Origin of the sequence: Porphyromonas levii DSM 23370, from assembly GCF_000379925.1 — a bacterium.
In the GTDB taxonomy this organism is placed as follows: Bacteria; Bacteroidota; Bacteroidia; order Bacteroidales; family Porphyromonadaceae; genus Porphyromonas_A; species Porphyromonas_A levii.
The window spans coordinates 1-23,473 of record NZ_KB904238.1; the positions used below are offsets into that span (position 1 = coordinate 1).

The 23,473-nt window shown below is 43.7% G+C and carries 12 protein-coding genes; 9 read left to right on the forward strand and 3 right to left on the reverse strand.

Features of this window, described 5'->3' with window-relative positions; genetic code table 11:
• The first annotated feature begins 1,014 nt into the window (after positions 1 to 1,014).
• From A3GG_RS0102955 to A3GG_RS0102970, 4 genes are all read left to right on the forward strand, one after another.
• Positions 1,015 to 1,410, forward strand: coding sequence for a hypothetical protein (locus tag A3GG_RS0102955; RefSeq protein WP_018357834.1), 396 nt, complete (start codon positions 1,015 to 1,017; stop codon positions 1,408 to 1,410).
• Positions 1,407 to 3,491 carry a bifunctional DNA primase/helicase gene (locus A3GG_RS0102960; RefSeq protein ID WP_018357835.1) on the forward strand — a complete coding sequence of 695 codons (2,085 nt, stop codon included), beginning with the start codon at positions 1,407 to 1,409 and terminating at the stop codon, positions 3,489 to 3,491. The genes A3GG_RS0102955 and A3GG_RS0102960 overlap by 4 nt, the downstream gene beginning before the upstream one ends.
• Positions 3,479 to 3,787 carry a helix-turn-helix domain-containing protein gene (locus tag A3GG_RS0102965; RefSeq protein WP_018357836.1) on the forward strand — a complete coding sequence of 103 codons (309 nt, stop codon included), beginning with the start codon at positions 3,479 to 3,481 and terminating at the stop codon, positions 3,785 to 3,787. The genes A3GG_RS0102960 and A3GG_RS0102965 overlap by 13 nt, the downstream gene beginning before the upstream one ends.
• Positions 3,788 to 3,938: 151 nt before the next feature.
• On the forward strand, positions 3,939 to 4,865 hold the full coding sequence (locus tag A3GG_RS0102970) for an Abi family protein (protein WP_018357837.1): 927 nt from the start codon (positions 3,939 to 3,941) through the stop codon (positions 4,863 to 4,865).
• A 102-nt stretch (positions 4,866 to 4,967) separates the two neighbouring features.
• On the opposite strand, the gene A3GG_RS0102975 is transcribed toward A3GG_RS0102970, so the two are convergent.
• The 3 genes from A3GG_RS0102975 to A3GG_RS0102985 all read right to left on the reverse strand — a co-directional run bounded on the left by A3GG_RS0102975 (position 4,968) and on the right by A3GG_RS0102985 (position 14,980).
• A complete protein-coding gene (locus tag A3GG_RS0102975; RefSeq protein WP_018357838.1) occupies positions 4,968 to 11,057 on the reverse strand; it encodes a helicase-related protein in 6,090 nt (2,029 codons plus the stop codon).
• Between the two features lie 147 nt (positions 11,058 to 11,204).
• The gene (locus tag A3GG_RS0102980) at positions 11,205 to 13,277 is read right to left on the reverse strand and encodes a type IA DNA topoisomerase (protein ID WP_018357839.1); all 2,073 of its coding nucleotides are present in this window, start codon (positions 13,275 to 13,277) and stop codon (positions 11,205 to 11,207) included.
• 299 nt (positions 13,278 to 13,576) lie between these two features.
• Positions 13,577 to 14,980: a DUF3945 domain-containing protein gene (locus A3GG_RS0102985; RefSeq protein ID WP_018357840.1), complete on the reverse strand. Its 1,404-nt coding sequence runs from the start codon at positions 14,978 to 14,980 to the stop codon at positions 13,577 to 13,579.
• Between the two features lie 382 nt (positions 14,981 to 15,362).
• On the opposite strand from A3GG_RS0102985, the gene A3GG_RS0102995 reads away from it, so the two are divergent.
• From A3GG_RS0102995 to A3GG_RS11705, 5 genes are read left to right on the forward strand one after another with little or no spacing between them, the layout of a single operon-like run.
• A complete protein-coding gene (locus A3GG_RS0102995; protein WP_018357842.1) occupies positions 15,363 to 16,277 on the forward strand; it encodes a DNA cytosine methyltransferase in 915 nt (304 codons plus the stop codon).
• Positions 16,264 to 17,178 (forward strand): DNA cytosine methyltransferase, encoded by a 915-nt coding sequence (locus A3GG_RS0103000; RefSeq protein ID WP_018357843.1) that lies wholly within the window; start codon positions 16,264 to 16,266, stop codon positions 17,176 to 17,178. Before A3GG_RS0102995 ends, A3GG_RS0103000 begins: the two co-directional genes overlap by 14 nt.
• Entirely contained in the window at positions 17,171 to 19,669 is a 2,499-nt protein-coding gene (locus tag A3GG_RS0103005) for a type IIL restriction-modification enzyme MmeI (RefSeq protein WP_018357844.1), read from the forward strand. The genes A3GG_RS0103000 and A3GG_RS0103005 overlap by 8 nt, the downstream gene beginning before the upstream one ends.
• Positions 19,662 to 21,623 carry a DEAD/DEAH box helicase gene (locus A3GG_RS0103010; protein ID WP_018357845.1) on the forward strand — a complete coding sequence of 654 codons (1,962 nt, stop codon included), beginning with the start codon at positions 19,662 to 19,664 and terminating at the stop codon, positions 21,621 to 21,623. The genes A3GG_RS0103005 and A3GG_RS0103010 overlap by 8 nt, the downstream gene beginning before the upstream one ends.
• Positions 21,616 to 23,343, forward strand: a complete 1,728-nt coding sequence (locus A3GG_RS11705; protein ID WP_018357846.1) for a GIY-YIG nuclease family protein — start codon at positions 21,616 to 21,618, stop codon at positions 23,341 to 23,343. Before A3GG_RS0103010 ends, A3GG_RS11705 begins: the two co-directional genes overlap by 8 nt.
• Positions 23,344 to 23,473: the final 130 nt, after the last annotated feature.

Consider the following 23,473-nt stretch of genomic DNA (forward strand, 5'->3'; position numbering starts at 1 on the left):
ATCGGGGGTTAGCTAAGACGCATGCACAAAATATACTTGAAGCCATTTGCTACAACATCAAAAGAGCTCCCCAGTTATACCTCAATACATTATTGCAAAATGAAGAAGCCTCTATAAGAGGAGCACTTGTTATGAGATAAGTACTAGAAATCCTCTGTAAAAGCTCATATTTAGAGCTTTTACAGAGGAGAATAATCAAAAAACAAGGCGATTTTTCAAGCTAGACAAGACGAAAATCTGAAAAAAGGTCAGTCAAAAACGTCTAAACTCGAATGTGCAACAGTCTCTTATATATAGATAAGGCTTGCACCGTGCACTGGCGGTCATTATATGAGATGCTACTCACTTCAGCTTATCATATATTGTTACGTCCCTAAAACGATGAGGGGGTATGCCCAAAGATCTATGAAGTGCTATCGCTATGCAGAGAAGTGTGTTGATGAAAATACACTGGTAGAATATTACCAATGAATGGTGTTTAGATATTCGTCTATAAAGGGCTTTGAATAGGATCTTTGCAGATGATAATTCGACAGTAGAAGAAACATGAACAAAAATCGACCCGTTAAGCCCGCAAGAGATAGACGATTGTATGTCATTTGTCCAACACTAGATATGATGTTGGCTTCGTGTGACAATGTCAAGCAAATAGCATATGACAGCGGATTAGACTACTCGAACTTTGTAAAGACTTGCAAGTTCCAAAGAGACATTCGCCTTAGTACTTATCAAAGATGTGCTGAAGCTTTTGGTATGGATACGCTTATTCTGCACTTGCCGTTAGGTGCGGTTGAATCTTTCGCCTCTGTCCAAACTCACCATGGTAATCAATGTCTTATGGTCAGAAAGAGGACTTACTACGTATTCTTCGCCATTTTCACCCGCTGGAAATAGATGACGCATTATCCAATATTGAACGTCTCATTGAGATCTTCCTGAAAGAAACCGAACATGAGCTACTGAAGAAGCTACTTCCACTTCTAGCTGAAACCTTTCAAACATTGGCAGAATCCTATGGAGACGTATAACCCTAGCACACTTCTCGATGAAATTCAAGGCCTTCGAGAGGAAGTACGCCAAGTTGCAGACTTCATCAAAGAACTCAAAAGAGAGTATAGCGTCCTTGAAGAAAAGATTGAGCTAAATTCATCAGACATCATGCGTCTATTAGGAATATCAAAAGCTTCTCTTGCTCGATGGCGAGATGCCAATGCTGTTCCATATCGCTATGTATCCTGTAATCATGTCCTTTATCCTTTTAAGGGTCTATATATAGCTGTAAAATCAGGACGTGCTACGTTCAAAGGATTTAGACGCATAGAAGCATTGCAACGGTTGAATGCTTACAAGGATGGCATACTGAAAGGTTATTTGGGGGAAGATGCACAAAATCTTTTTGAAGAGCTATGACACTAAAAGAAGAAATCCTGCAGTTGACCAATCGAGGATTAGAGGTTTTCTACTTCTATATGCCAATTGACTTTGTTCCCAAGCGGAACTTTCGCAATCCTCTCTATGATGACAAACGAGCATCTTGTAATGTCTATTTTGATCCTAAGTCAGACTCCTATCGAATGAAAGACTTTGGAAATGAAGCATACTCAGGTGATTGCTTCTGGTTTGCTGCAACAATTTTGGGGCTTGATGTCCGATCTGAGTTCAAGAAGGTTCTAGTGACTATTATCCAGGATCTAAATCTAAAGATTTCTATTGAATACAGAAGAGACACAAACATGAAAGCAGTCCGTTCCACCTATCCTAGGCAATCCGTTGAACAGTGTCAAAAGAGGTGTACAGAATCGATGGATAAAGTGGAATACATAGCAAACAAAAATTCGTTCCGAGTTTATGAGCGACCCTTTACTCAAAAGGAACTTGCTTTTTGGGAGCAATATGGGATCTCCTTGAAAACATTGGAGCAATACCATGTCAAATCGTTGTCTTGCTACGAATCGGTGAGTAGAGAGGGAAAACCTTTTAAGCTCATCTCTTCTTCCGAAGAACCCATTTTCTGTTACGCTCACAACGACTTCGTCAAAATATATCGACCGAATAGTAAACTGAGGTTTCTATATGGTGGAGAAAAATCGGAAGAGTATGTATTTGGGCTAGCACAACTGCCTAATAAAGGAGATATCCTATTTATTACGGGAGGAGAAAAAGATGTCCTCTCTCTTTCTGCACACCATTTCAATGCAATTTGTTTCAATAGCGAGACTGCACAAATACCAAGAGGTATTATCGAAAGTCTTTCACTTCGCTTCTTACACCTCATCATCTTATACGACTCTGATGAAACAGGGATCAGAGAGGCACAGAAACAGGTGGAAGCGCTTTCTGAATTTGGAGTGCTTAGACTACAACTCCCTTTGAGCGGCATCAAAACGGAGAAAGACATCTCTGACTACTTTGCCCTAGGCCATAGTCAGCAGGATTTAAGAGATCTTCTCGCGCGAATGTTTTCCAGCCTATACAGCGAAACAATGATGATATTGCAATCTTGTGAGATTGATTACGACAACCCTCCAGATGTTTCTAAGTCGGTTGTCTCAGTCAATGGAGTCCCTCTCGGCTCTCAGGACAATCTTTTCTGCATTACAGGTGGAGAGGGTACGGGCAAGAGTAATTACATTGGTTCTATCCTTGCAGGCACATTATGTGCTGAAAGGTTAGATTCAGAGCGAACATTAGGATTAGAAATAACTCCCAATCCGAAAGCCTTGGCTGTTTTGCACTATGACACAGAGCAGTCTGAGGCTCAACTATACAAGAATTTGGGAAAGACATTACGGAGAGCCGATATAGAGACTGTTCCTGACTTTTACCATTCTCTATATCTAGCCTCACTTTCTCGTAAGGATCGGTTGAAACTTATTCGTGAAAGCATGGACTTGTTTCGTCATAAACATGGTGGGATACACTTAGTAGTTATTGATGGGATTGCAGACTTGGTGCGTTCTGCAAACGATGAGACCGAGAGTATCGCTGTTGTAGATGAGCTTTACAGACTAGCGGGGATTTATAACACCTGCATCATTTGTGTATTACACTTTGTGCCAAACGGTATCAAGCTTCGTGGACACATAGGCTCAGAATTACAACGTAAGTCAGCCGGAATTCTTTCAATTGAGAAGGATGACAACCCTGAATACTCTGTAGTCAAGGCTTTGAAGGTGAGAGATGGAAGCCCTTTAGATGTCCCGATGATGCTCTTTGGATGGGATAAAGAGCTGGAGATGCATGTCTATCGTGGGGAAAAGTCTAAGGAGGATAAGGAGAAGCGAAAAACAGACGAATTAATTTCAATTGTTACTGAGACCTTTCAAAGTAACCGCCGTCTCTCTTACCAAGAGTTGTGCGATGTCTTAATGCGAGAGCTGGGAGTCAAAGAGCGCACTGCAAAGAAGTATATTGCTTATATGAGAGAGCAACGTATCTTGTTACAAGATACAGTAGGGAATTATCAAAAAGGGGAACTATGTCATACTTAGACTATCTTACAGAAGATCCTTGGCAAAAACGTCTGCTCGATAAGCTTGCGAGTGTGGAAGAAAAGCTAGACCACTTGCTGGTATTACGAGAGCAAGCCATAGAAGCTGCTGTTCGGCCACCGCTCAAGCCTGAGTATCTTGACATCATTGATGTGTCTAAATTGCTAAAGGTTGAGCAAAAGACCATCTACAATTGGGTATGGGCGGGTAAGATTCCCTACCTCAAAGCCAATGGTCGCCTATTATTCCTTCGTGAGGAAATCGATGAGATGCTACGAAAACGAGATGACTGGTAATATAGTTTCTCCCGATCGTTTGGTTGAATTAAAATAATTGCTTACCTTTGCAAGCAGAAAGATAGTCGCAGGTTGCCTGCACTTCAAATATAACAGTACTCGCTTAGCATACCGTAAGATCTGCTGGCGAGTCATTTTTTTTATAGATACTATGTCGAATAAAGAATCACGCTCCATTCAGGAACAAATTGATTTACTGAAGCATAGAGGCATGATTATAGAAGATGAGGAGTTCGCCCATCTTCATTTAAGTCATATCAGCTACTACCGTTTGAAGGGGTATTGGTGGGATATGCAGAAAGACAAAGAAGACCATGTTTTTCAAACGGATTCTCGCTTTGAAGATGTTATTGCACGGTATTCTTTTGACAAAGAATTACGGCTTATCTTGTTTGATGCCATTGAAACAATAGAGATCGCCTTACGAACAAAGATGATTTACCATCTGTCTCAATCCTATGGTGGTCTGTTTTATATGGATAACACTCTCTTTGTCAGCGAATCGCTTCATCAGCAACATTTGGAAGATTTAAGGACTGAATTTCTGCGTAGTGGTGAGGTTTTCATAAAAGAGTATAAACGAAAGTATGGCGTTTGGAAAGGTGGAAAATGTGTATCTCTTACTCAGCAACCTGATGCATGGGTTATTTTTGAAGTAGCTACCTTTGGCACGCTTTCAAAGTTATACAAGAATCTTAACCACCAAATTCCTGAGAAAGCGAAAATTGCTAATGAGTTCGGGCTCAATCTGCATAATGAGTTATCAAGTTGGTTAGAAGCCATTTCATATTTGAGAAATATTGTAGCCCATCATTCAAGAGTATGGAGTCGAAATATGGTAAAACGTCCAATGGATATTAGTAATCCAAGAGGCATTTGGCTACAATATCCTTTATCGGAATTCTCCAAAAAGAAGCCATATCTAATCATTACTTCCATGTTATACTTGTGCAATGCTATCAATGCAGGAGATACATATAAGAGAAAGATAATCTCACTGATAGAGGAAAATCCGGACATCCCTATTTATAAGATAGGTTTTCCAGACCATTGGAATAGGGAATCTATCTGGCGATAATTTTGGACGGGAATATCAATTGCAATATTCCCGCACTTTATTCATATCTACTAAAAAATGAAGGTAAGACTGTTTCACTTCCGTTGGATAATAAACATGCGTTTAGTGTCTCCACTTGGGTCTGAAGTTTTGTGACCGGTAGTCTTCTTCTTTGTCTTGAGCAGGATGACTCTCGTCCTTTACTCCGGCTGAATGATTGTTATCGGACAAATCCTCTCCTTGCTTCATTTTATCTATTTCTTCTTTTTCTTCCTCTGGCGGAGAGAGTGTGAGGGCAATCTTTCTGTCCAGCTCGGCTGCTTGGGCTTTGAGAGAACGCAAATCCTCCTCCTTCTTCCACGAGCTGTTGGCAATGGCGGTGTAGACCTCCTTATTTGCTGAAACCTTTGCTATCTCCTTCTCGTGAGATTCGATCACCTTGGGAATGCGCTCTAACGCATTGAAGAAGTTCAGACAAGCCAGCTTAGGATCATTTGCCAACTTGCCGTTATTGTAGGTGTAGTAAATACTCCCCTCGCCCTTTACGAAGAAGCGGTTCACCGATAGGTCAAATAAGTTCTGAGAGGAACTTTCCGTCTTGACCATAACAGAGAAGCCATAAAGCTCTCCTATCTTGTTGTACTCACCATTGGTACGAGCCTTTTCCTCTATCTCTTGAAGACGATGAGCAATGACTTTGATGTCAGAACAATCCTCTACGCCTTTAATTGAAAGTCGATTGACTGGGTTGCCTTCAGCATCTCGTTCCACTCGTTGCTCAAAGCAAGCGAGGTCTTTCTTCGCCTCTTGTATCTTGCCCGTGTGGTAAGAGAGTGAATGGTCAATCTCTGCCAACTTACCGATAGCTCCATTTCGCTCACGGAGAAAGTTCTTGCGCTCTGACTCTAATGCGGTAATCTTCTTATCTAGCTTTGCCTTTTCCAAAAGGTCTGTATTGCCCGATAGCACAGCTACATACTCCGAGAAGTTCATACCACTATCCTCATCCATTGAGCCTTCATCGATGGTACGCATACCGAGCTGATTGCTCTTCAATTGATTGATGAAAAGCTGCTTGTTGTGTAGTAGGTTGAACTTATAGCTATCCAACGAACGCTCCACTGCATATATAATCACATCGACCTTGTTATCGGCAAACTCCTTGGCAACCAAATTGCCTTTTCGGATAGCTCGTCCGTTGCGTTGCTCTAAGTCTGACGGTCTCCACGGAGTATCAAGATGATGTATAGCTACAGCTCGTTGCTGGGCATTGACACCCGTGCCTAACATAGATGTAGAGCCAAAGATGATACGTATATCGCCCCTATTCATCGCTTCTACCATCGCTTTCTTAGCTTTCTCATTCTTGCACTCCTGAATGAAGCGAATCTCGTGAGATGGAATGTGATACTCCTCTACCAACTTACGCTTAATCTCAGAGTAAACGTTCCACTCGCCTGGCTTGTAAGTACCCAAGTCGCTGAAGACAAACTGTGTTCCCTTCTGCTCGTTATACTTCTGATAGTAGTTATTGAGGAGCTTGGCACAGTGGCTGGCTTTGTTGTCTATATGGTCCGAATACCTTTCTAGGTCAATCATTCGCATATCCAAGCTCATCTTGCGGGCATAGTCCGTTGCGATTAGCATCTTGGCTTTCTCTTCCTTTTCCGATAGCTCATCTCGTCCTAAAAGGGTCGCATCCCCTGTCTTCGCGAACTCCATCAACTTGCTGATAAACTCTTCCTGCTCGGGCGTGGGCGGTATGTTATGCAATATCTCGTTCTTCTCTGGGCGGTCAATGCCGATATCCTTAGCGGTACGATAGTCACAAATCTCCGCATAGAAGGCTGCCAGCTCTGGCACTTTGATAAAGGTGCGGAAGCGTTCCTTCTGTATGATGTCATTGGTGATGGAGAACTCGTAGTCGGTAGACTTCTTCGCAAAGACAGCAGCCCAAGCATCAAAGCTATTGATGCCTTGCTTTTCGAGTGCTTGAGGACGTAGGTACTTGAAGAGCAGATAGAGCTCTGTGAGTGAGTTGCTGATGGTTGTGCCACTGAGAAAAGTAGCTCCTAAGTCTTTCCCAGACCGCTCCTGAATAGTACGTATGGCAAAGAGCATATTGAGTGCACGCTGTGAGCCCTCTGGATTACCTAAGCCAGAGACTCGGTCGTGACGAGTGTTGAACATCAGATTCTTAAACTGATGACTCTCGTCCACAAAGAGGTGATCGATGCCCATCATTTTGAAGTCCACAGCATCATCCTTACGCTCGGCAATGCTATCTTGAATGCCTTGTAGTTTGGCCTCGAGGGTCTGCTTTCGTTTCTCCAATCCCTTGAGCATAGCTCGGGAAATGTCCGCACCTTGCTGACGAAGAACTTCTAGGTTTTCCTCTATAGAGTCTTTCTCCTTTTGCAAGATTGCCTCCTGTATCTCTAAAGCTTGAGGTATCATCCCAAACTGCTCATGGGTCAATATGATGCAATCCCAATCGTTGTTCTTGATGTCGTTAAAGATGCGTTGGCGGTTTTGCTTATTGAAGTCATTCTTACCTGGATAAAGCACTCTAGCATTGGGATAAGCCTTTCTAAAAGTGTCGGCAATATCGAAGACATTTGCCTTTAGTCCGATAATCATCGGCTTGTTTGCTAAGCCCAAGCGCTTCATCTCATAGGCTGCCGTACACATGATGAGGGTCTTACCAGCCCCTACCTCATGGTCACAAATACCCCCGCCATTGGTTTTGAGCATCCATACGGCATCCTTCTGACTCTTATAGAGGTCAGAGATACCTAGTCCTTTCAGATTTAGATCGGGAAAGGATTGATGCGCACCGTCAAAGTTGGGACGCACGAAGCAGTTGAATAGCTTATTATATCTGTCGGATAGTTGTTGCTTAAAGCTCTCTGGTGTTCTACCTAGCCAATCTACAAAGCCCTGACGTATCTCCTCTATCTTAGCATTAGCCATCTGTATCGCATGTCCATCACGCACTTTGATCGTTTTCGTCTCGCCTGTCTCTAGATCTCGAACCTCTTTGTTCTTATTGATATCGGGGATGGTATTGTGTAGCGCATGCTTTAAGAGATTAAGTCCATCATAGCGTCTGAACTCTCCCTGCACAGCATACTTATGCCAAATGTTCCCATTGCGTCTGTTGCATTGCAAAACATATTCATCCATCGTACTCTGATAGGTGACGGTGACCTCTGTTTCAAAGAACTCTGAGGCAAAAGCACTATAGACTTTAGCCGGTATCCACCGCTCCCCAAGGTTGAAGTCAAGCTCAGCAAAGGGTATCGCAGTAGGTGTGGCAGCTCGTAGGGTAGCTAAGCTTTGCTGTGCTTCTTCATGATCGGGATGCTCTAGTAGCCACGACTCAATCTGCTCGCTCTTTTCTATCACATTGCCTGAGATAAACTTGTCTGCCACTTCGTAGCCATCTACTTCTGGATTGTAGTAGATACGCCCCTCTAGAGCTGAGATAATGTCACTCTCCTCCATATCGGGGAGGAGCGAACTCATATAGTCTAGCTCCACAGAGCCATACTTATTCAGAGAAGAGACGAGAGCTTCCGTGGGGTCGGCAGCTACTGTCACCTCTGTAGTGGCAAAGGCGGTAGGATGGTCAAAGATGTCTGCCTTGATGTATTCCCCCTTATCGGATCGCTCTAAGAAGAGTATCTCGACCCCAGTAGCGTCCATCTTGATGAGGTCTGTATTGCTCTTCTGATTGAGATACCCCCAGCGACTGACGAAGTCGTCATAGAGCCGATTGAGCTTTATACGCTCCTCGCTATCCTCACATCTATTGTTCGCTTCGTAGTCGTATAGCCGATGATAACTCTCTCGTATCTCGATGTACGCTTTGAGTTTGGTCAGGCGCTCATAGGGTAAGTCCATCGGATGAAAGGTAGGCTGTCGCTTCAGATTCGAGAGATACCCCACTTGTCCATTTTGCAGCACGATCGACCCGTCTCGTAGATGCGAGTCGGGCAAAGAGAGGAATGGACGAGGTGAAGCATCAAACGACTTCTTAACCTCTGTAACTGGCTGTACTTCGCTCTCCACTTCTGCAAAGTCAAATAGAGATGGTTGCTCAATTGAGGATAGCTTAGTACTTCTCCTTGCTCTTGGACGCTTTACTGAGCTTTGCTTGGGCTTAGAGCCTGTCTGTTGCTTATCAATCTCTTTGATTTCCCTATTAACACGGGTGACCTCCTGCGTCCAAAGTTCGTACTCTTCGGGAGCAAATAAATAACCTGCTTGTTCCAAACCGACATCGGTAGTATCCATCACGGGATGATGGTCGTCATCAAAGTAAACCATCTGTCCGCCCATCTCTCGTGGGGCTTCTAAATCTGTACGTATATCCGCTTCATACTGATGCTGTAGCGTTAGAGCTGGCACACCTTCGGGTGCTGGTTCTAACATTGATGAGGCTTGCTCCTGCTGGATGGGTTCTACCAATTCATTCTTTTCGATGGAGTTGATGGGAGTTCCCTCTGAAAAGGACTTCTCCACGACATCTTCCGTTGGGTTTTCTGTTTGTACCACCTCTTTGCTATACCGTCCTTGGACAAGCTCTTCTAGCTCGGCTATCTTATGCAATGCTGTAGGTGAAAAGTGAAGGTCACGCTCAATCCCCAAGCCATGTATCTTGACCTCTTTCATTTCGTCCAAGGAGATGTAGCCGAGCTCCCAACCGTAACCCATTGTAACTGCTCCGAACCCAAGACGTTCCTCTGGGTTGTACTCTAAGAGGTAGGCTGTATAAGCTCCCAGCGGGAAGAAATATCGGACATAAGCTGTGCGGTCGCCAATAAGTTGCTTCTCTGTGTCATATAGCTTGGGGAGTTGACTCTTGATGCTATCAGGCATTAGATCATAAGCGTTATCTGTTTCTTGCTCCTCGTCTACTTTAGGCTCCACCCCAGGCAATCCGACCGTTACGCCCAGCTTACGGAATTGCTTCTCGGCTTCATTCTGTCGCTCCTCCTTGCTCATCGCTATTCCCGTCTCATAGAGCTTGCGGTCAAAATGTGCTGTCACATCTTGCGTGAGCTGTATTCGGATACTCTCAGCCATATCCTCTATAGTTCCCTCAAAGCGATACTTCCAAGTTGGCTTGCCGTAAGGGTCTCTACCCAGCTCACGACTGGTGGCTATGGTGCGAGGTGCCACATCATACCACGAACCCTCGAAAAGTAAGTTGTGGTTGAAAGCCATAGAAAATCCATCCCCCTTGGGCACGGCGACTGTCTGAACAAACTGCTTCTCCAGCTCCTCGCCAATCTCCTTGCCCGACTGCTTTTGCAAGACAATCAAGTCGCTTCCGACCTCAGTCCCTGCCTGCTCGCTAAACATCCCTGCTGGCAGACGAATAGCAGAGATGAGTCGGCTGTTTTGCATCAGATAGCGTCTGATTGGCTCATTTAGAGCCGCATCGAGTACGCCTTGTGAAGTGATAAATGCAACGAGACCTCCCTCTCTAGTGCAGTCCAAGCCCTTTACGAAGAAGTAATTATGAATGGCTCGTGTTGACTCCTTTTTGAAGAGATCATTCCCCCTACTATACTCACGGTCATAGACCATAAAGTCTCCAAAGGGGATATTGCTGGTTACGAGGTCATACTTCTCCGTCTCTTCTAAGGGTGCTATCGCTTCAAAGGGTTCATTTCGCACGAAGATGTTGCCCTCGCCATAAGGGTGCAACGCTTGACTGATGCGAGCCGTGAGCAGATCTTTCTCCAAGGCATCAACAATGCCCACCTGCTTGGCAAATGTTTCGGCAAAAGCTCCCATCCCCGAGGAGGGGTCGAGGCATCGCTTGAGCGTCACACCACTTGTTGCTAGAGCATCTGAAATCGCAGAGACGATACGTCTATCTGTATAGAATGAGGTGAGTACACTCGCCTTGATACTCTCCCAATACCGCTTGGCGGTGTGAGCATCAACCGCTTCCCGATAGATCATCTGCTTGAGCTGTTGTGTCGGAGCAAAGAGTTCTTGCTCTGATTTGCTCCAATAGCGAATGTCCGCTGGCGTGTCTGTGCGGTTCAATACGCACTTCAGACCTCCGAAGCCTTGGTAGCCACGCAAGATGCGTTTCTCTGCTTCAGTAGCTGGACGATGCTCTTTTTCTAATCGTAGCACCACACGGATTGCTTCCGTATTCGCTGCCAAAACTGCTTTCTTGTTGTATGCCATAGAGGTACTCTGTTTGTTGATGATAGTTGTTAGCTATGGTGGGAGGAAGTCAATCCCACGAATCGGCTTCCTATTAACTACGATAGACAAGTAAGGAATGCCGTGAGAGATAGTTGTGGCACTGAGCTAAGTCGCTTGTGCGGACTATTACTTCTTTCTCTTTTGCTCGAATTCAAATTTGGTAGAACTATCCTCTTGTAGAACTAATCGGGCATTGAACTTCTTACCAGCCTTGCTCGTCAAACCTTTCAAGATAGGGGTACGTCCCTTGATTAGGAGGTCTCGGATATTCTCTTCAGAGAGATACGTACCGCATACTTCACGGAATATGTGGAAATCACAATCATCATTCTTGCATCTTGCCACCTTGGCATAGATCCCCACACTCTCACGACCACACTTAGGGCAGTGATATGTAGGGTACCTTTGCTGTCTAGGTGCAGGGGCGAGTGAGAGCAACTCCTCGCAGATGGTGGAAACGTAGGAGTTGATGCCTTGTGCAAACTTACCCGCGTCCATACTTCCTGCCTCAATTGCAGCTAGTGCCACCTCCCACGCTCCTGTCATCTCCGCATTGGCAATGCGTTTGTCCTTAACGATTTCATAGACGGCTAATCCTTTCTCCGTTGGGACTATGCTCTTCTTCTCCCTACGGATATAGTCACGCAGGATAAGTGTCTCAATGATGTTGGCTCGTGTGGCAGGTGTGCCTATGCCACACTCTGCCAAAGCCTTTTTACTTGCAACATCCTCTACCTCCTTGCCAGCATGCTCCATAGCCGAGAGCAGGGTTGCTTCTGTATAGAGTGGCTTAGGCTTGCTCTTTTGCTCAATTACGTCTGCTTGTTGCAAGGATAAAGTTTGCCCCTCGGTCAAGTTGGGCAATGAGGACACAAGTGGCTCGTCTTCCTCGTTCTCTTTATGCTCTTGAGGAGTGGCACTCTGTACAGATTTCCAACCCAAAGAAACTTGACGGCACGCTTTCCAAACATAGCTGTTGGTCTCGTCCTTGAATAGTACCTGCATACGCTCCTCTTCTGAGTCTGCCGAGAAGGCTTCTGCAAAGCGGGTAACAATCATTTGATAAAGCGTGGTCTCATCTACCGACAATACCGATGTGGTTTCTCCCGTGGGGATAATGGCATGGTGGTCGGTAACTTTGCTGTCATCTACGGAGTGGCGATTCAGCTCTTGTGGCAATGGTTTGCCAATCTTGCGAAGGAGGTCGGGAACTTCCTCAAAAACATCTTCACTGATATATCGGCTACCCGTACGGGGATAGGTAGTGAACTTCTTCTCATAAAGCGACTGTGCGAGGGTGAGGGTCTTATCTGCAGAAAAGCCGTGACGTACATTAGCCTCCTTTTGCAGAGCGGTCAGGTCATACAAGAGGGGTGGAGCTGTATGCGTCACCTTTCTTGTGACCTCTGTGACCGTAAGCGAGCCGAGACTGCGTAATGAAGTGAGAGCAGTTTGGGCAGCAGCTTCATTATCAAAGTTCTGTAGGCTCACGGCTTTGATGGATAAGCCCTCGTCCTCTATCATTGCAGAGAGCTTCCAATAAGGGACAGAGGTAAAGTCTCTATGCTCCATATAGCGATGACACACCATGGCCAAAGTCGGGGTCTGCACACGTCCTAGTGAGTAGCTTCCACGGTAAGCAATGGAGAGTGCTCGGCTAGCATTGATTCCCATCAACCAGTCAGCTTCTGCTCGTGCTTGAGCTGCGTAATAGAGATGGTCATAATGACTTCCTGGCTTGATATTCGCTAGCCCCTCCCGGATAGCTTTGTCAGTAAGGGAGGAGATCCATAGGCGATCAAATGGCTTGTGACTGTTTAAGTGTCGGTAAATCCAACGAAAAATGAGTTCGCCCTCTCTTCCGGCATCTGTTGCCACAATAATACGATCTGACTGATTAAAGCAAGAGCTTATTGCCTTCAGTTGCTTGAGTGCTGCAGGGTCTTCGTGGTACTCTTTGTCCTTACGCACTTGTCGGACAATGAGCTGGAAAGGATTGGGGCAAATGGGCAATTCTTCTGCTTTGTAGGTAGAATAGCCGTAAGCTTCGGGCATGGCAAGTGTAATGAGGTGTCCCATAGCCCACGTGACGAGGTAGCCGTTTCCCGCTAAATAACCGTCTTGCTTTGTTGTCGCTCCAACGATTCGGGCTATATCTCGTGCTACCGAGGGCTTCTCAGCGATAATACATAAAATCATTTGTTATTCAACTATTTATTTGTAACTTTGCGCTTGTTATTACTCGCACTTTATGGGGAGTATTTTCAGGCTTTTGTATAATCAGTTATATGCTGCCTCTATTAGTAAGTTTTACTGCAGATTGTCTTACAATTTTAAGTTTTACAAGAAAGGAGATACAGCTTATGGATTATATTGTATTGGCTCTTGGGGTTGTGGCAGATAAAGACCTTTATACATAAAGATGATTATTCCCAAAACATATAGTGACTAACCCCACTGCCGCCACATACGGAGACTCGCAAAAGCGAGTCTCTTTTTTACATCTTGCGTCCGCGACGCTGTTGCTTCTTTTCGTCCTGCTTCTGCTGTTGGGGTGCAGTGGGTTGTGTCTGCCCAGACTTGAGAGGCTCCTTGATATACTTAGTAGCCTCATTGGTCTTGCCGTGATTATTCACGGCTACCTGCGTTTTGTGCTCTTCCGCCACGGCTTCGACCTTTCCCGCCCCTTGCTTCTTGTCAGGGTTCCATTTGTAGAAGCGTGGGCGGTTTTGCTCTTTGTCCATACGGACATAGGCATTGAAGGGTTGCCCCTCTTTATCGATCATGTTTTTGAGGTAAAGTGTGCGACCGTTGTCTAAGGCTTCTCGTTGCTTCTCTGACAGCTCTAGACCACAAAGTTTGCGAGGTGCCTTGCTTTGTTGACGATCTTGTCGCTGTTCCTGACGCTCTTTGAGACTCTTGTTCTCTCCGAAGATGAACTCAATGCCTTTCTTCTCTGCATTGACCTGAAGCGTAGCATCGAAGGATTTGCCACTCTTAGCGGTCATACCTTCAACTTTCACCGCTTTGCCTTCCACTAGATCTTTGTATTGCTGATCAGAGAGCGTGACGCCTTTGATCTCTTGAGGAATGCTTACACGGTCGGCACGCAAGGCGATAATCTCATTGGTCTGCGGGTCGATGGAGACGTAGGCTGCAAAAGGTTCTCCGCTCTTGGGTGTTACTTCGATGGTTTTACCGAGATTGCCGGTTGCGAGTAGTTGTTCCTTCTCTTCGGGGGAGAACTTGTAGCCCATATAGGGATAGTCGAGCTGTGGCTCTTTACGCATAGCGTGTATGGCTAACCCGATATTGCCTTCATTATCTGTGCGAAAAGCAAGGCGAGCCTCTGTGTAGATAGTTGTATCTCCTATGGGGATGGCTATGGTCACGAGGTTACTCTTTTGCCAATTGAGCATCTTCTCTAGCTCACCACTCTGCTCTAACCGCTCACGGGAGAGTCCGAGACTGTCAAGCATCTTCCAGTCTACCGTGTCTGCATCAATGGCTGTGCTCTTCTTCTGCTGTGGCAGATAGTCTTCAAAGGGTACACCAACCTCTGCCAACTGCTGTCTGCTTTCAGGAGTCTCTCGGCTTTGAAGCAGAGTACGTAGGTTATCCACGCCTTGCTCCACATTGTTTGCCAACACCTTGTATAGCCCGAAATGGGAGGGGTTGTTGAACTGCTTGAGAAAGTTGGTCATAAAGTTCTTCAGCAGTCCATCTTTGCTGTTGAACTTTAGAAAAGCTGCCTGATTAGCTTCAAGTGGCTCAGTTGTTTTGAGCTTGCCCTTATCATCAATGCCCGAAACGATAGTGAGTTTCCCCGCTTCTTGCTGGTTCTTTACCTCGGTGCGGTCCTCTAAGACCAGCACATAGTTGTCATTGCTATTTGCTTCCATAATTCACTCTGTTTGATTTGAATAATACCTTTCAGACAGCAAATATATGGGCTAAACTCACCTCTCCTAAGTCTCAGGTAATTATAAGGAAAGGTGGTGATGAAAAAGAAAAAAACAAGCCTGGGGTATACCACGAAAAACTACCCCAAATTGCCTGAGTCAACTAAAATCAGTATCTTTGAAGAGTCAAGACAACTCATTCTAGTTTGACAACAAAAACGATGTCAACCGACATCCGTTTCAGCAAAAAAATAAGTCAACCATTTTCAGGGAACGACAATTTGAACAGGCAACAGCCAACGCTTGAAGTTCTAAAAAAGATAGCCTCTATCCTATCTGTGGAAATGAAAGATTTGATTGTGGATAAATAAGATTAATAGCAATGGCAAAAAAAACGATACGTGTTATTGACCTATTCGCTGGATGCGGAGGTTTATCTCTCGGTTTTTCAAATGCAGGCTTTGAGATAGCTGCCGCTTATGATTTTTGGGATGAAGCGATAGCCATATATAAACGCAACTTTGATCACCCTATTTACAAGCGTGACTTAAATGATATTGATGATCTGAGTGATATGGAGGCATTGAGACCCAATGTGATTATCGGTGGCCCTCCTTGCCAAGACTATTCAAGTGCCGGACATAGGAACGAGAATCTTGGCCGCGCTCAACTCACTATTAAGTATGCCGAAATTATAACACGGATTCGACCGCAATTCTTCATAATGGAGAATGTTCCCAATATACAAAAGAGTGAGAAATTGGGAATTGTCTTATCCATGTTCAAAGAAGCAGGCTACGGAATAACTCGCATGGTAATGGATGCGAGTAAATGCGGTGTACCTCAAAAAAGAAGGCGATACATCGTCATAGGTGGTCTGAACGAGAATGATGGTTTCTTAGACAGCCTCCTATTAGAAGGACAGAGCGAAAAGAGTATGACATTGAGGGATTATTTTGGAGATTCGTTGGGATTTGAATATTATTTCAGAGTTCCACGTTCCTATTCACGACGTGGCATATTCAGTATTGATGAGCCAAGTGCAACTATTAGAGGCGTAGATAGGCCTGTCCCATCTGGATATTCTGGACACCCTAATGATCCAATTCCATTAAATCCATCTATTCGAACACTTACGCCTCAAGAACGTAGCTGGATACAAACATTTCCATGCGATTTTGATTGGGGCGAAGGCAGCAAGACAAACTTAAATCTTGCAATAGGGAATGCTGTGCCTGTAAAATTGGCAGAGTATATTGCACGATGCCTAAAACAGTATATCAATGGCAAAAAATAACTATAGACTAATAGACCTCTTCGCCGGGTGCGGTGGAATGAGCCTCGGATTCCAAAATGCAGGATTTGAGGTTATTGCAGCGTATGATTTTTGGCAAGCAGCCATAGATATATATAAGGAGAATTTCCAGCACCCTATTTACAAGGTTGATTTGTCTCAAAAGGATATAAGCGAAGAACTTGCGGCTGCAAACCCGGACATAATCATAGGAGGGCCACCATGCCAAGACTTTTCCATAGCGGGCAAACGCGAATTTGAAGGTAAACGTGCCAATCTAACCCTGATATATAGTAATATTATTTCAGCGGTTAAGCCTCGTTGGTTCGTCATGGAGAATGTGTATAATATAGAGAAATCTCCCGTGTTTGCACAAGCCGTATCAAACTTCCGAAAAGCTGGATATGGCATAACGAAACGAATATGGAACGCCAGTTATATGGGGGTTCCTCAAATGAGGAAACGATATTTTGTAATCGGAAAGCTTGGCGCACCCGATGATTTCCTCATGCGCAGTTTGTTAAAGGGACTTACTGAGAAACGCATGACAGTGAGACAATATCTAAAGGATTCTCCTTTGGATACAGAATACTACTATATGCACCCACGTAGTTATGCACGAAGAGCCATATTCTCTATTGATGAGCCAAGTGCAACTATTAGAGGCGTAAATAGACCGATTCCTTCTGGCTATCAATTCCATCCCGCAGATAAAACAAGAGACATCAATCTTGTTCGCTCTCTTACTTCAAAGGAGCGGAGTTATTTGCAGACATTCCCTGCAGAGTTTATATTTGTAGGAGCTAAAACAGATATAGAGCAAGCCATTGGCAATGCTGTGCCTGTCAAGATGGCTGAATATATTGCAAAGCGAATCATAAGATACATGATGGATTATGATTGACGAGAACGCCATAAGACAACGCTTGGAAAACTTTGAATTTCAAGGTTATGCGAAAGCAGTTTCTAATCTGCTCTCTGCATTCGGTATACTTGAAACAACCATCGCTAAAATCACCTCTAAAATAGACCAAGGTGAAAGCGGGCCATTTTACGTATATCGACGTGCTGTTGTGTATTGTACTGAAGACATGATGTCGGCGGAAGAGTATATCTCCGCCAAACGGACTATGCCTTTACTAATTGTGTTCACCCCACGTCAGATTATCATTACCAATGAATATATTGGTAGTGTTATATGCGACTATGTGGATGTTGCTAAATATATCAACTATCTGGCTCCTTTGCAAAGTTGGGATATAAATCGCAATGATCACTATAGTACTTTAGAACTTGATAGCCTCGTGGAATCATTGTACCGAGAATTAATATTGAATGACAACGATGAGGAAAACACACGTTGCTTCATTTTCTCCCTTCTCTATATGGCACATTTTAGCACTTTGCTAGAGATGTCACAGGTACAAGAAAGTATCAAGGGTTATAATAAGAGTGATAAAGAAAAGCTATCCAAGGTCTTTGATTTATTCTTTGCATGGAAGTGTCCCTTTATTACGGATAATACACGGGGCTTACGATTGAGCAACGATGCATATAAGTATATCTTCGCAATACTACAATTTGACACGAATTTGATTGATGCCGAATTCCTTACCTCGTTAATCTATAAGATGACAGGTAAGGAAGAGGCAGGATTGTATGGGCATCAAACCTCATTTATAAATGTAGAAAAGCTGTTGCAACCATTATTCCTAAATGAGATGCAACGGAAGGCGAATGCATCTACCACAGAAAATGTGTCCCAAGTTGTAACAGAAATATACGATACAAGAGTCTTGGACCCGACCAATGGCCCCGGTTGCTATTTGGTCGCTTCCTACAACGGTTTGCTTCAACAATTGCGAGACATTGAGACCAAATTCGATATCACATGTGGAGACCCCTTGCATATTGACCAGTTTGTAGGACTAGTGTCCAATGAACTGACGCGAGAACTTTCCCGTCTGGCACTTACATTTGTGCATAGTTCTGAGCTGAAACGTCTCGGACTTCTAAGCACAGATTCGATACAGGACACATACCATCAGTTGGCTATTCACGTTGGAGATGAACTAAATACTCCATGGGAAAATTATGTCCGCCCTGCAGATGCAGATTTCGTGTATGTTGTTGGGAGCCCTGATTTTAAGGGCAACAATAAGATTCCAGCGTCTGCAAAACAGGCTATGTTGCGTATCTTCAAAAGCGAACAACTAAATAGTGCCGATTATTGTTCAGCATGGCTTATGAAAGCCGCCAGGTTTATTTCTGGCACTTCTGCAAAGGCTGCGTTTGTTCTTACGAATTCGGTGTCACAGGGTACACAATCAACTTTCATTCTAGACAAAATCAATGAAGCTGGTTGTGAATACATCTTTGCACATAGGTCTTTTAAATGGAAGACATCCAATGACAATAGTGGCGTAACTGTTGTTATTATTGGAATTGGCACAAAGGGGCGGTTGTCAAGGAAGTATCTATTTGAAGGAGGCAAAAAGTTCCGCTGTCAAGAAATCGGCGCGAGTCTTTTGCCCGATATTGATATACGTGTGAAGAGCCGGACAACACCACTGTCACCATTATTGCCACATATGTGCAAGGGCAATATGCCAGATGGGGCTACTTTCTTGACATTCACGTCAACCGAATTAGATGCTTTCCTGGACGCATATCCGGAAGCGACCAAATTCATTAAACCTCTGTATGGAGGCGAGGAGTTCGTTAATGGAAAACCGAAATGGGTCTTGTGGATAACAGATAATGAATTAGAAGAAGCCAAACAGATACAAGGAATCGCTGACAGAATAGAGCAAGTACGCCAACAACGCCATAAGCCAAGTTCAACCTCTTCAAATAAGAGCAAAGCGAATCCACATAAGTTTAGGGAGAACCGAACTACAAGTGAAGGAAAGGTCTCGTTAATTGTGCCTTGTGTTACATCTGAAAACCGCCAATATTTTCAGATGGGCATTCTTGGATCCAATGCTATCGTTAATAATAATGTTAGCGTTGTTTTTGACTGCGATATATGGCTATTAGCACTTTTGGAATCTCGGATGCATGGAGTCTGGGCTAAGAATGCCTGTGGAGGGCATGAAACACGTCCAAGGTATTCAAGCGCACTACGCTATAATACTTTTCCTGTTCCAGACTTGACATCCAAACAAATATCTACATTAAGAAATCTATCAAGAACGCTACTTGAGGTGAGGGAAAAGTATTGCGACAAATCATTAGCCGATATGTACTTGAATATGCCGCCTGAATTAGTTCGGGTTCATAAATTGATAGATGATACCGTGGATTCATACTACAGGAACCAACCTTTTTCTTCAAACGGAGAAAGGTTGATGTGGTTAAAAAACATGTATAATACGCTTATAGCCAATGAATAATATCTTCAATACGACATACGACAGGAATGGTAGTAGCGTAACAACAAACGCTCTGGGAATGCGCGAAATGCAGCAGAGAATATATGAGAAATATGCTTCTCAGTATCTTTTGCTGAAAGCTCCCCCTGCATCAGGCAAATCAAGGGCTCTTATGTTTGTAGCCATAGAGAAGCTCAAACAGGGTCTGGTAAAAAAGGTCATTGTAGCAGTTCCTGAGCGTTCAATCGGGAAGTCATTTTGCAGCACCAAACTCAAAGCAAATGGTTTCCACTCGGACTGGGTGATATCTCAGAAATACGACCTATGTGCGCCAGGCGGAGAGCCAATGAAGACAAAAGCGTTTGCTGCCTTTATGGAGGATGAAAATGCGTCAGTACTTCTATGCACCCATTCGACACTGAGGTTCGCCTATGAAAAAATAGGTTGCCAGAAATTCAATGATTGCCTTTTGGCCATCGATGAGTTTCATCATGTGTCAGCAGAGGCAGATAGCAAACTAGGCGAACTTATCAGAGCTATAATGGCCGATACTAATGCTCACGTCCTGGCAATGACAGGATCATATTTCCGTGGTGATTGCGTTGCCGTCTTGAGTCCTAGTGATGAACGGAAGTTTGAGAAAGTCACATACAACTATTACGAGCAACTGAATGGTTATCAATATCTGAAATCCCTCGGGATTGGTTTCCATTTCTACAATGGAGTGTATTTTGAAGCCCTGAAAGATTCTGAGGTCTTGGACTTGTCGAAAAAGACAATTATCTACATCCCTAATGTAAATTCGTCAGAATCAACGGGTGAAAAAATAATGGAGGTTGACCAAATACTTGGCTGTATTGGAACTTACCAATATACTGATGACTTCGGTGTCTATCACATATGTTCTAGTGATGGACGGGAATTGCGTGTTGCTGACTTGGTGAACGATACAGACTATGAGCAGCGTGAAAAAATCATGTCTTATCTAAGGGCTATCAAAAAGCCCGAAGATATGGATATTATTATTGCTTTGGGTATGGCTAAAGAGGGTTTCGATTGGCCTTTCTGCGAGACAACATTAACAATTGGTTATCGAGGTTCATTGACTGAAATCGTTCAGATTATCGGTAGATGCACACGTGACAGCAAGAACAAGACCCATGCACAGTTCACCAACCTCGTAGCAGAGCCAAGCGCTAATCGTGAAGAAATTGTTGAAAGTGTCAACAATATACTGAAAGCGATATCTGCATCATTGTTAATGGAAGAAGTTATAGCCCCCAAATATAACTTCAAACCAAAAGAGACTTCAACTTCTACAGAAGGGGAAACTGATGGAGCTTCCAAAAACGATGATGGAAGCGGGCATACCATTTTCATTGAAGGGTTCCGTGGAATTAAATCGGATAGGGTAAAAGATATCATCGAGAATGACCTTCTGGATTTAAAGGCAAGAATTCTTCAGAATCCTGATGTACAACACGCAATCGGACAGAATGTACCTGCTGAGACAATTAACAATGGTCTAATTCCCAAGGTTATTCGCGAGGTACTTCCCGACTTAAACGAAGAAGAATCTAAGGAATTGGGCACGTACATTGTGATAGACTCCGTTCTGTCACACAAGGACGTGAAGGATATTAATGGTCAGAAGTTTTTGGAATTTGCTAACCGGCTAATTAACGTAAATGACATAAACATAGACCTGATATATTCGGTAAACCCATTCCATGATGCATACGAGGTATTATCCAAATCTCTAGATGCCCGAGTCTTCCGCTCTATTCAGGCATACATCAAATCGATGCGAATTGATGTAACCGATGATGAGGCCAAGGCTTTTTGGCCAAAAGTTACTGAGTTTGCCAAAAAGATGCAGAGAGAACCCAATTTGGATAGTAACGACCCATATGAGCGTAGATTGGCAGAAGTGCTACTTTACGCGAAGAGAAGAATAATGGAAAGTCATGGCTGAAAAGAATTCTGATTTTATAGACTTTTTGTTTCAGAACGACCCTTTAGGTTTGTTGAAAAAGCAACCTAAAGCTAAACAAAGATCAAATAAAACCGTTCTATTACAGAACTTCGAGGAAATTGTAAATTTCTTCGAAGAGCATGAGCGTGAACCTAAAAAGTCGGCATCTGATATATACGAATTTCAATTGTTCTGCCGTCTTGAAGCCATACGGAATAACTCTAAGATGGTAAAAGAGCTAAAAGAGTTTGATATGTACGGACTTTTGGAAGGGGTAAGCATATCCAATATCACTCTGGAAGACATCTTGGGAGACGATCCTTTAAATCTGTTGTCCGGTGATTACGATAGTTCTATCTTTGAGATGAGTCATGTGCAAAAGTCTGACCGCATACAGCCAGAGTATATATCGCGGCGCAAGTTCTGTCAGGACTTTGACACCTACAGACCAATGTTCGAATCTCTGCATAAGGATTTGGAAGAAGGCAAAAGGAAATTGGCTGTTTATCATCCACAAGATTTGGTCCCCGACAAATTTTATGTTTTGGGAGGTGTCATAGTATACTTAAAATCGGTGGATGGCAAGTCGAACCTATACCGCTTCAAAAGTGGTGATAGGCAACGCTTTGATGGTCGCACGTGTTGCATTTTTGATAATGGGACAACGTCCGATATGTTATATCGTTCACTAGACAAGGCTCTCCAAAAAGAAGGCTATGCTATAACCGACTTTGACGAAGAACAGCTTGTTGCTGAACGAATTGAAAAAAACGATCAGGCAAGAGGCTTTGTTTATGTCCTTAAAAGCAAACACGCCAAATTGCGGAACGTTCCTGATGTATATAAGATTGGGAGCACAACAACATCTGTAACAGACCGCATTAAAAATGCCCTCAATGAACCAACCTACCTTTATGCAGGTGTTGAAGTCGTGCAGGTTTATAGGTGCTATAATATCAAACCCCGTGAGCTAGAGGATAGGTTGCATACCTTCTTCGACCAAGTTCGACTTAATATCAACATCCCAGATGACAGGGGCGTTGTTATATCACCACGTGAATGGTTTTGTGTAAATATCAATGTCATTGGAGAGGCCGTTGACAAAATCATCCACAGAACCATAGCTGGTTATGTATATGACCCATTATCACGATCAATCATCGCCAAAAGTGCAAGTCTTGAGCCAAAATTGGGTGATGCAGAACTTTACGAGAAGATAATCAATGAAATTAATCTCATAGGAAAAAGCATGGAGCAGAAGCCATCCTTGTATCAAGGTAAGGATGAAGAAGCCCTTCGAGATGTTTTTATCGCTATGTTAGAAAGACGATTTCAGTCAGTAACCGCCACAGCCGAAACTTTCAATCACATAGGGAAAACGGACATCCTACTTAAAGATGCGACAGATAGCTCCAATCTGTTTATTGGCGAATGTAAAATATGGCGTGGTAAAAAGCATTTCATGGAATCCATTAACCAACTGTTTGACAGATATCTTACTTGGAGAGATACCAATGCAGCACTTATGGTTTTTGTCCAAGGAACGGACCTTACTACTGTCATGAGTGTAATAGAGGATTCTGTCACACAGCATCAATATTACAAACGCTCCTGCGGAAAGCATAATGAAACATCTTTAAGTTACATCTTCGGTTTGCCCCAAGATGGCCACAGAGAAGTTAAGCTGGAAGTTGTTGTGTTTAATTTTGACAAAGCATAAAGCACCTATGAATGCAACAGATCTTGAAAAAATTGAATTGCCTTCATCCGTAAGTAGCTCTGTTCTAAAATAAATCATGAAGGCCATACCAGTTTTATCCGCTTTTGTTTCAATAGCGGATAATTATTTT

Excerpts from the sequence above, each read along its gene's own strand:
- A3GG_RS0102955 (WP_018357834.1), top strand. The coding sequence starts at position 1,015 with ATGGAGACGTATAACCCTAGCACACTTCTCGATGAAATTCAAGGCCTT.
- A3GG_RS0102960 (WP_018357835.1), top strand. The coding sequence starts at position 1,407 with ATGACACTAAAAGAAGAAATCCTGCAGTTGACCAATCGAGGATTAGAG.
- A3GG_RS0102965 (WP_018357836.1), top strand. The coding sequence starts at position 3,479 with ATGTCATACTTAGACTATCTTACAGAAGATCCTTGGCAAAAACGTCTG.
- A3GG_RS0102970 (WP_018357837.1), top strand. The coding sequence starts at position 3,939 with ATGTCGAATAAAGAATCACGCTCCATTCAGGAACAAATTGATTTACTG.
- A3GG_RS0102975 (WP_018357838.1), bottom strand. The coding sequence starts at position 11,057 with ATGGCATACAACAAGAAAGCAGTTTTGGCAGCGAATACGGAAGCAATC.
- A3GG_RS0102980 (WP_018357839.1), bottom strand. The coding sequence starts at position 13,277 with ATGATTTTATGTATTATCGCTGAGAAGCCCTCGGTAGCACGAGATATA.
- A3GG_RS0102985 (WP_018357840.1), bottom strand. The coding sequence starts at position 14,980 with ATGGAAGCAAATAGCAATGACAACTATGTGCTGGTCTTAGAGGACCGC.
- A3GG_RS0102995 (WP_018357842.1), top strand. The coding sequence starts at position 15,363 with ATGGCAAAAAAAACGATACGTGTTATTGACCTATTCGCTGGATGCGGA.
- A3GG_RS0103000 (WP_018357843.1), top strand. The coding sequence starts at position 16,264 with ATGGCAAAAAATAACTATAGACTAATAGACCTCTTCGCCGGGTGCGGT.
- A3GG_RS0103005 (WP_018357844.1), top strand. The coding sequence starts at position 17,171 with ATGATTGACGAGAACGCCATAAGACAACGCTTGGAAAACTTTGAATTT.
- A3GG_RS0103010 (WP_018357845.1), top strand. The coding sequence starts at position 19,662 with ATGAATAATATCTTCAATACGACATACGACAGGAATGGTAGTAGCGTA.
- A3GG_RS11705 (WP_018357846.1), top strand. The coding sequence starts at position 21,616 with ATGGCTGAAAAGAATTCTGATTTTATAGACTTTTTGTTTCAGAACGAC.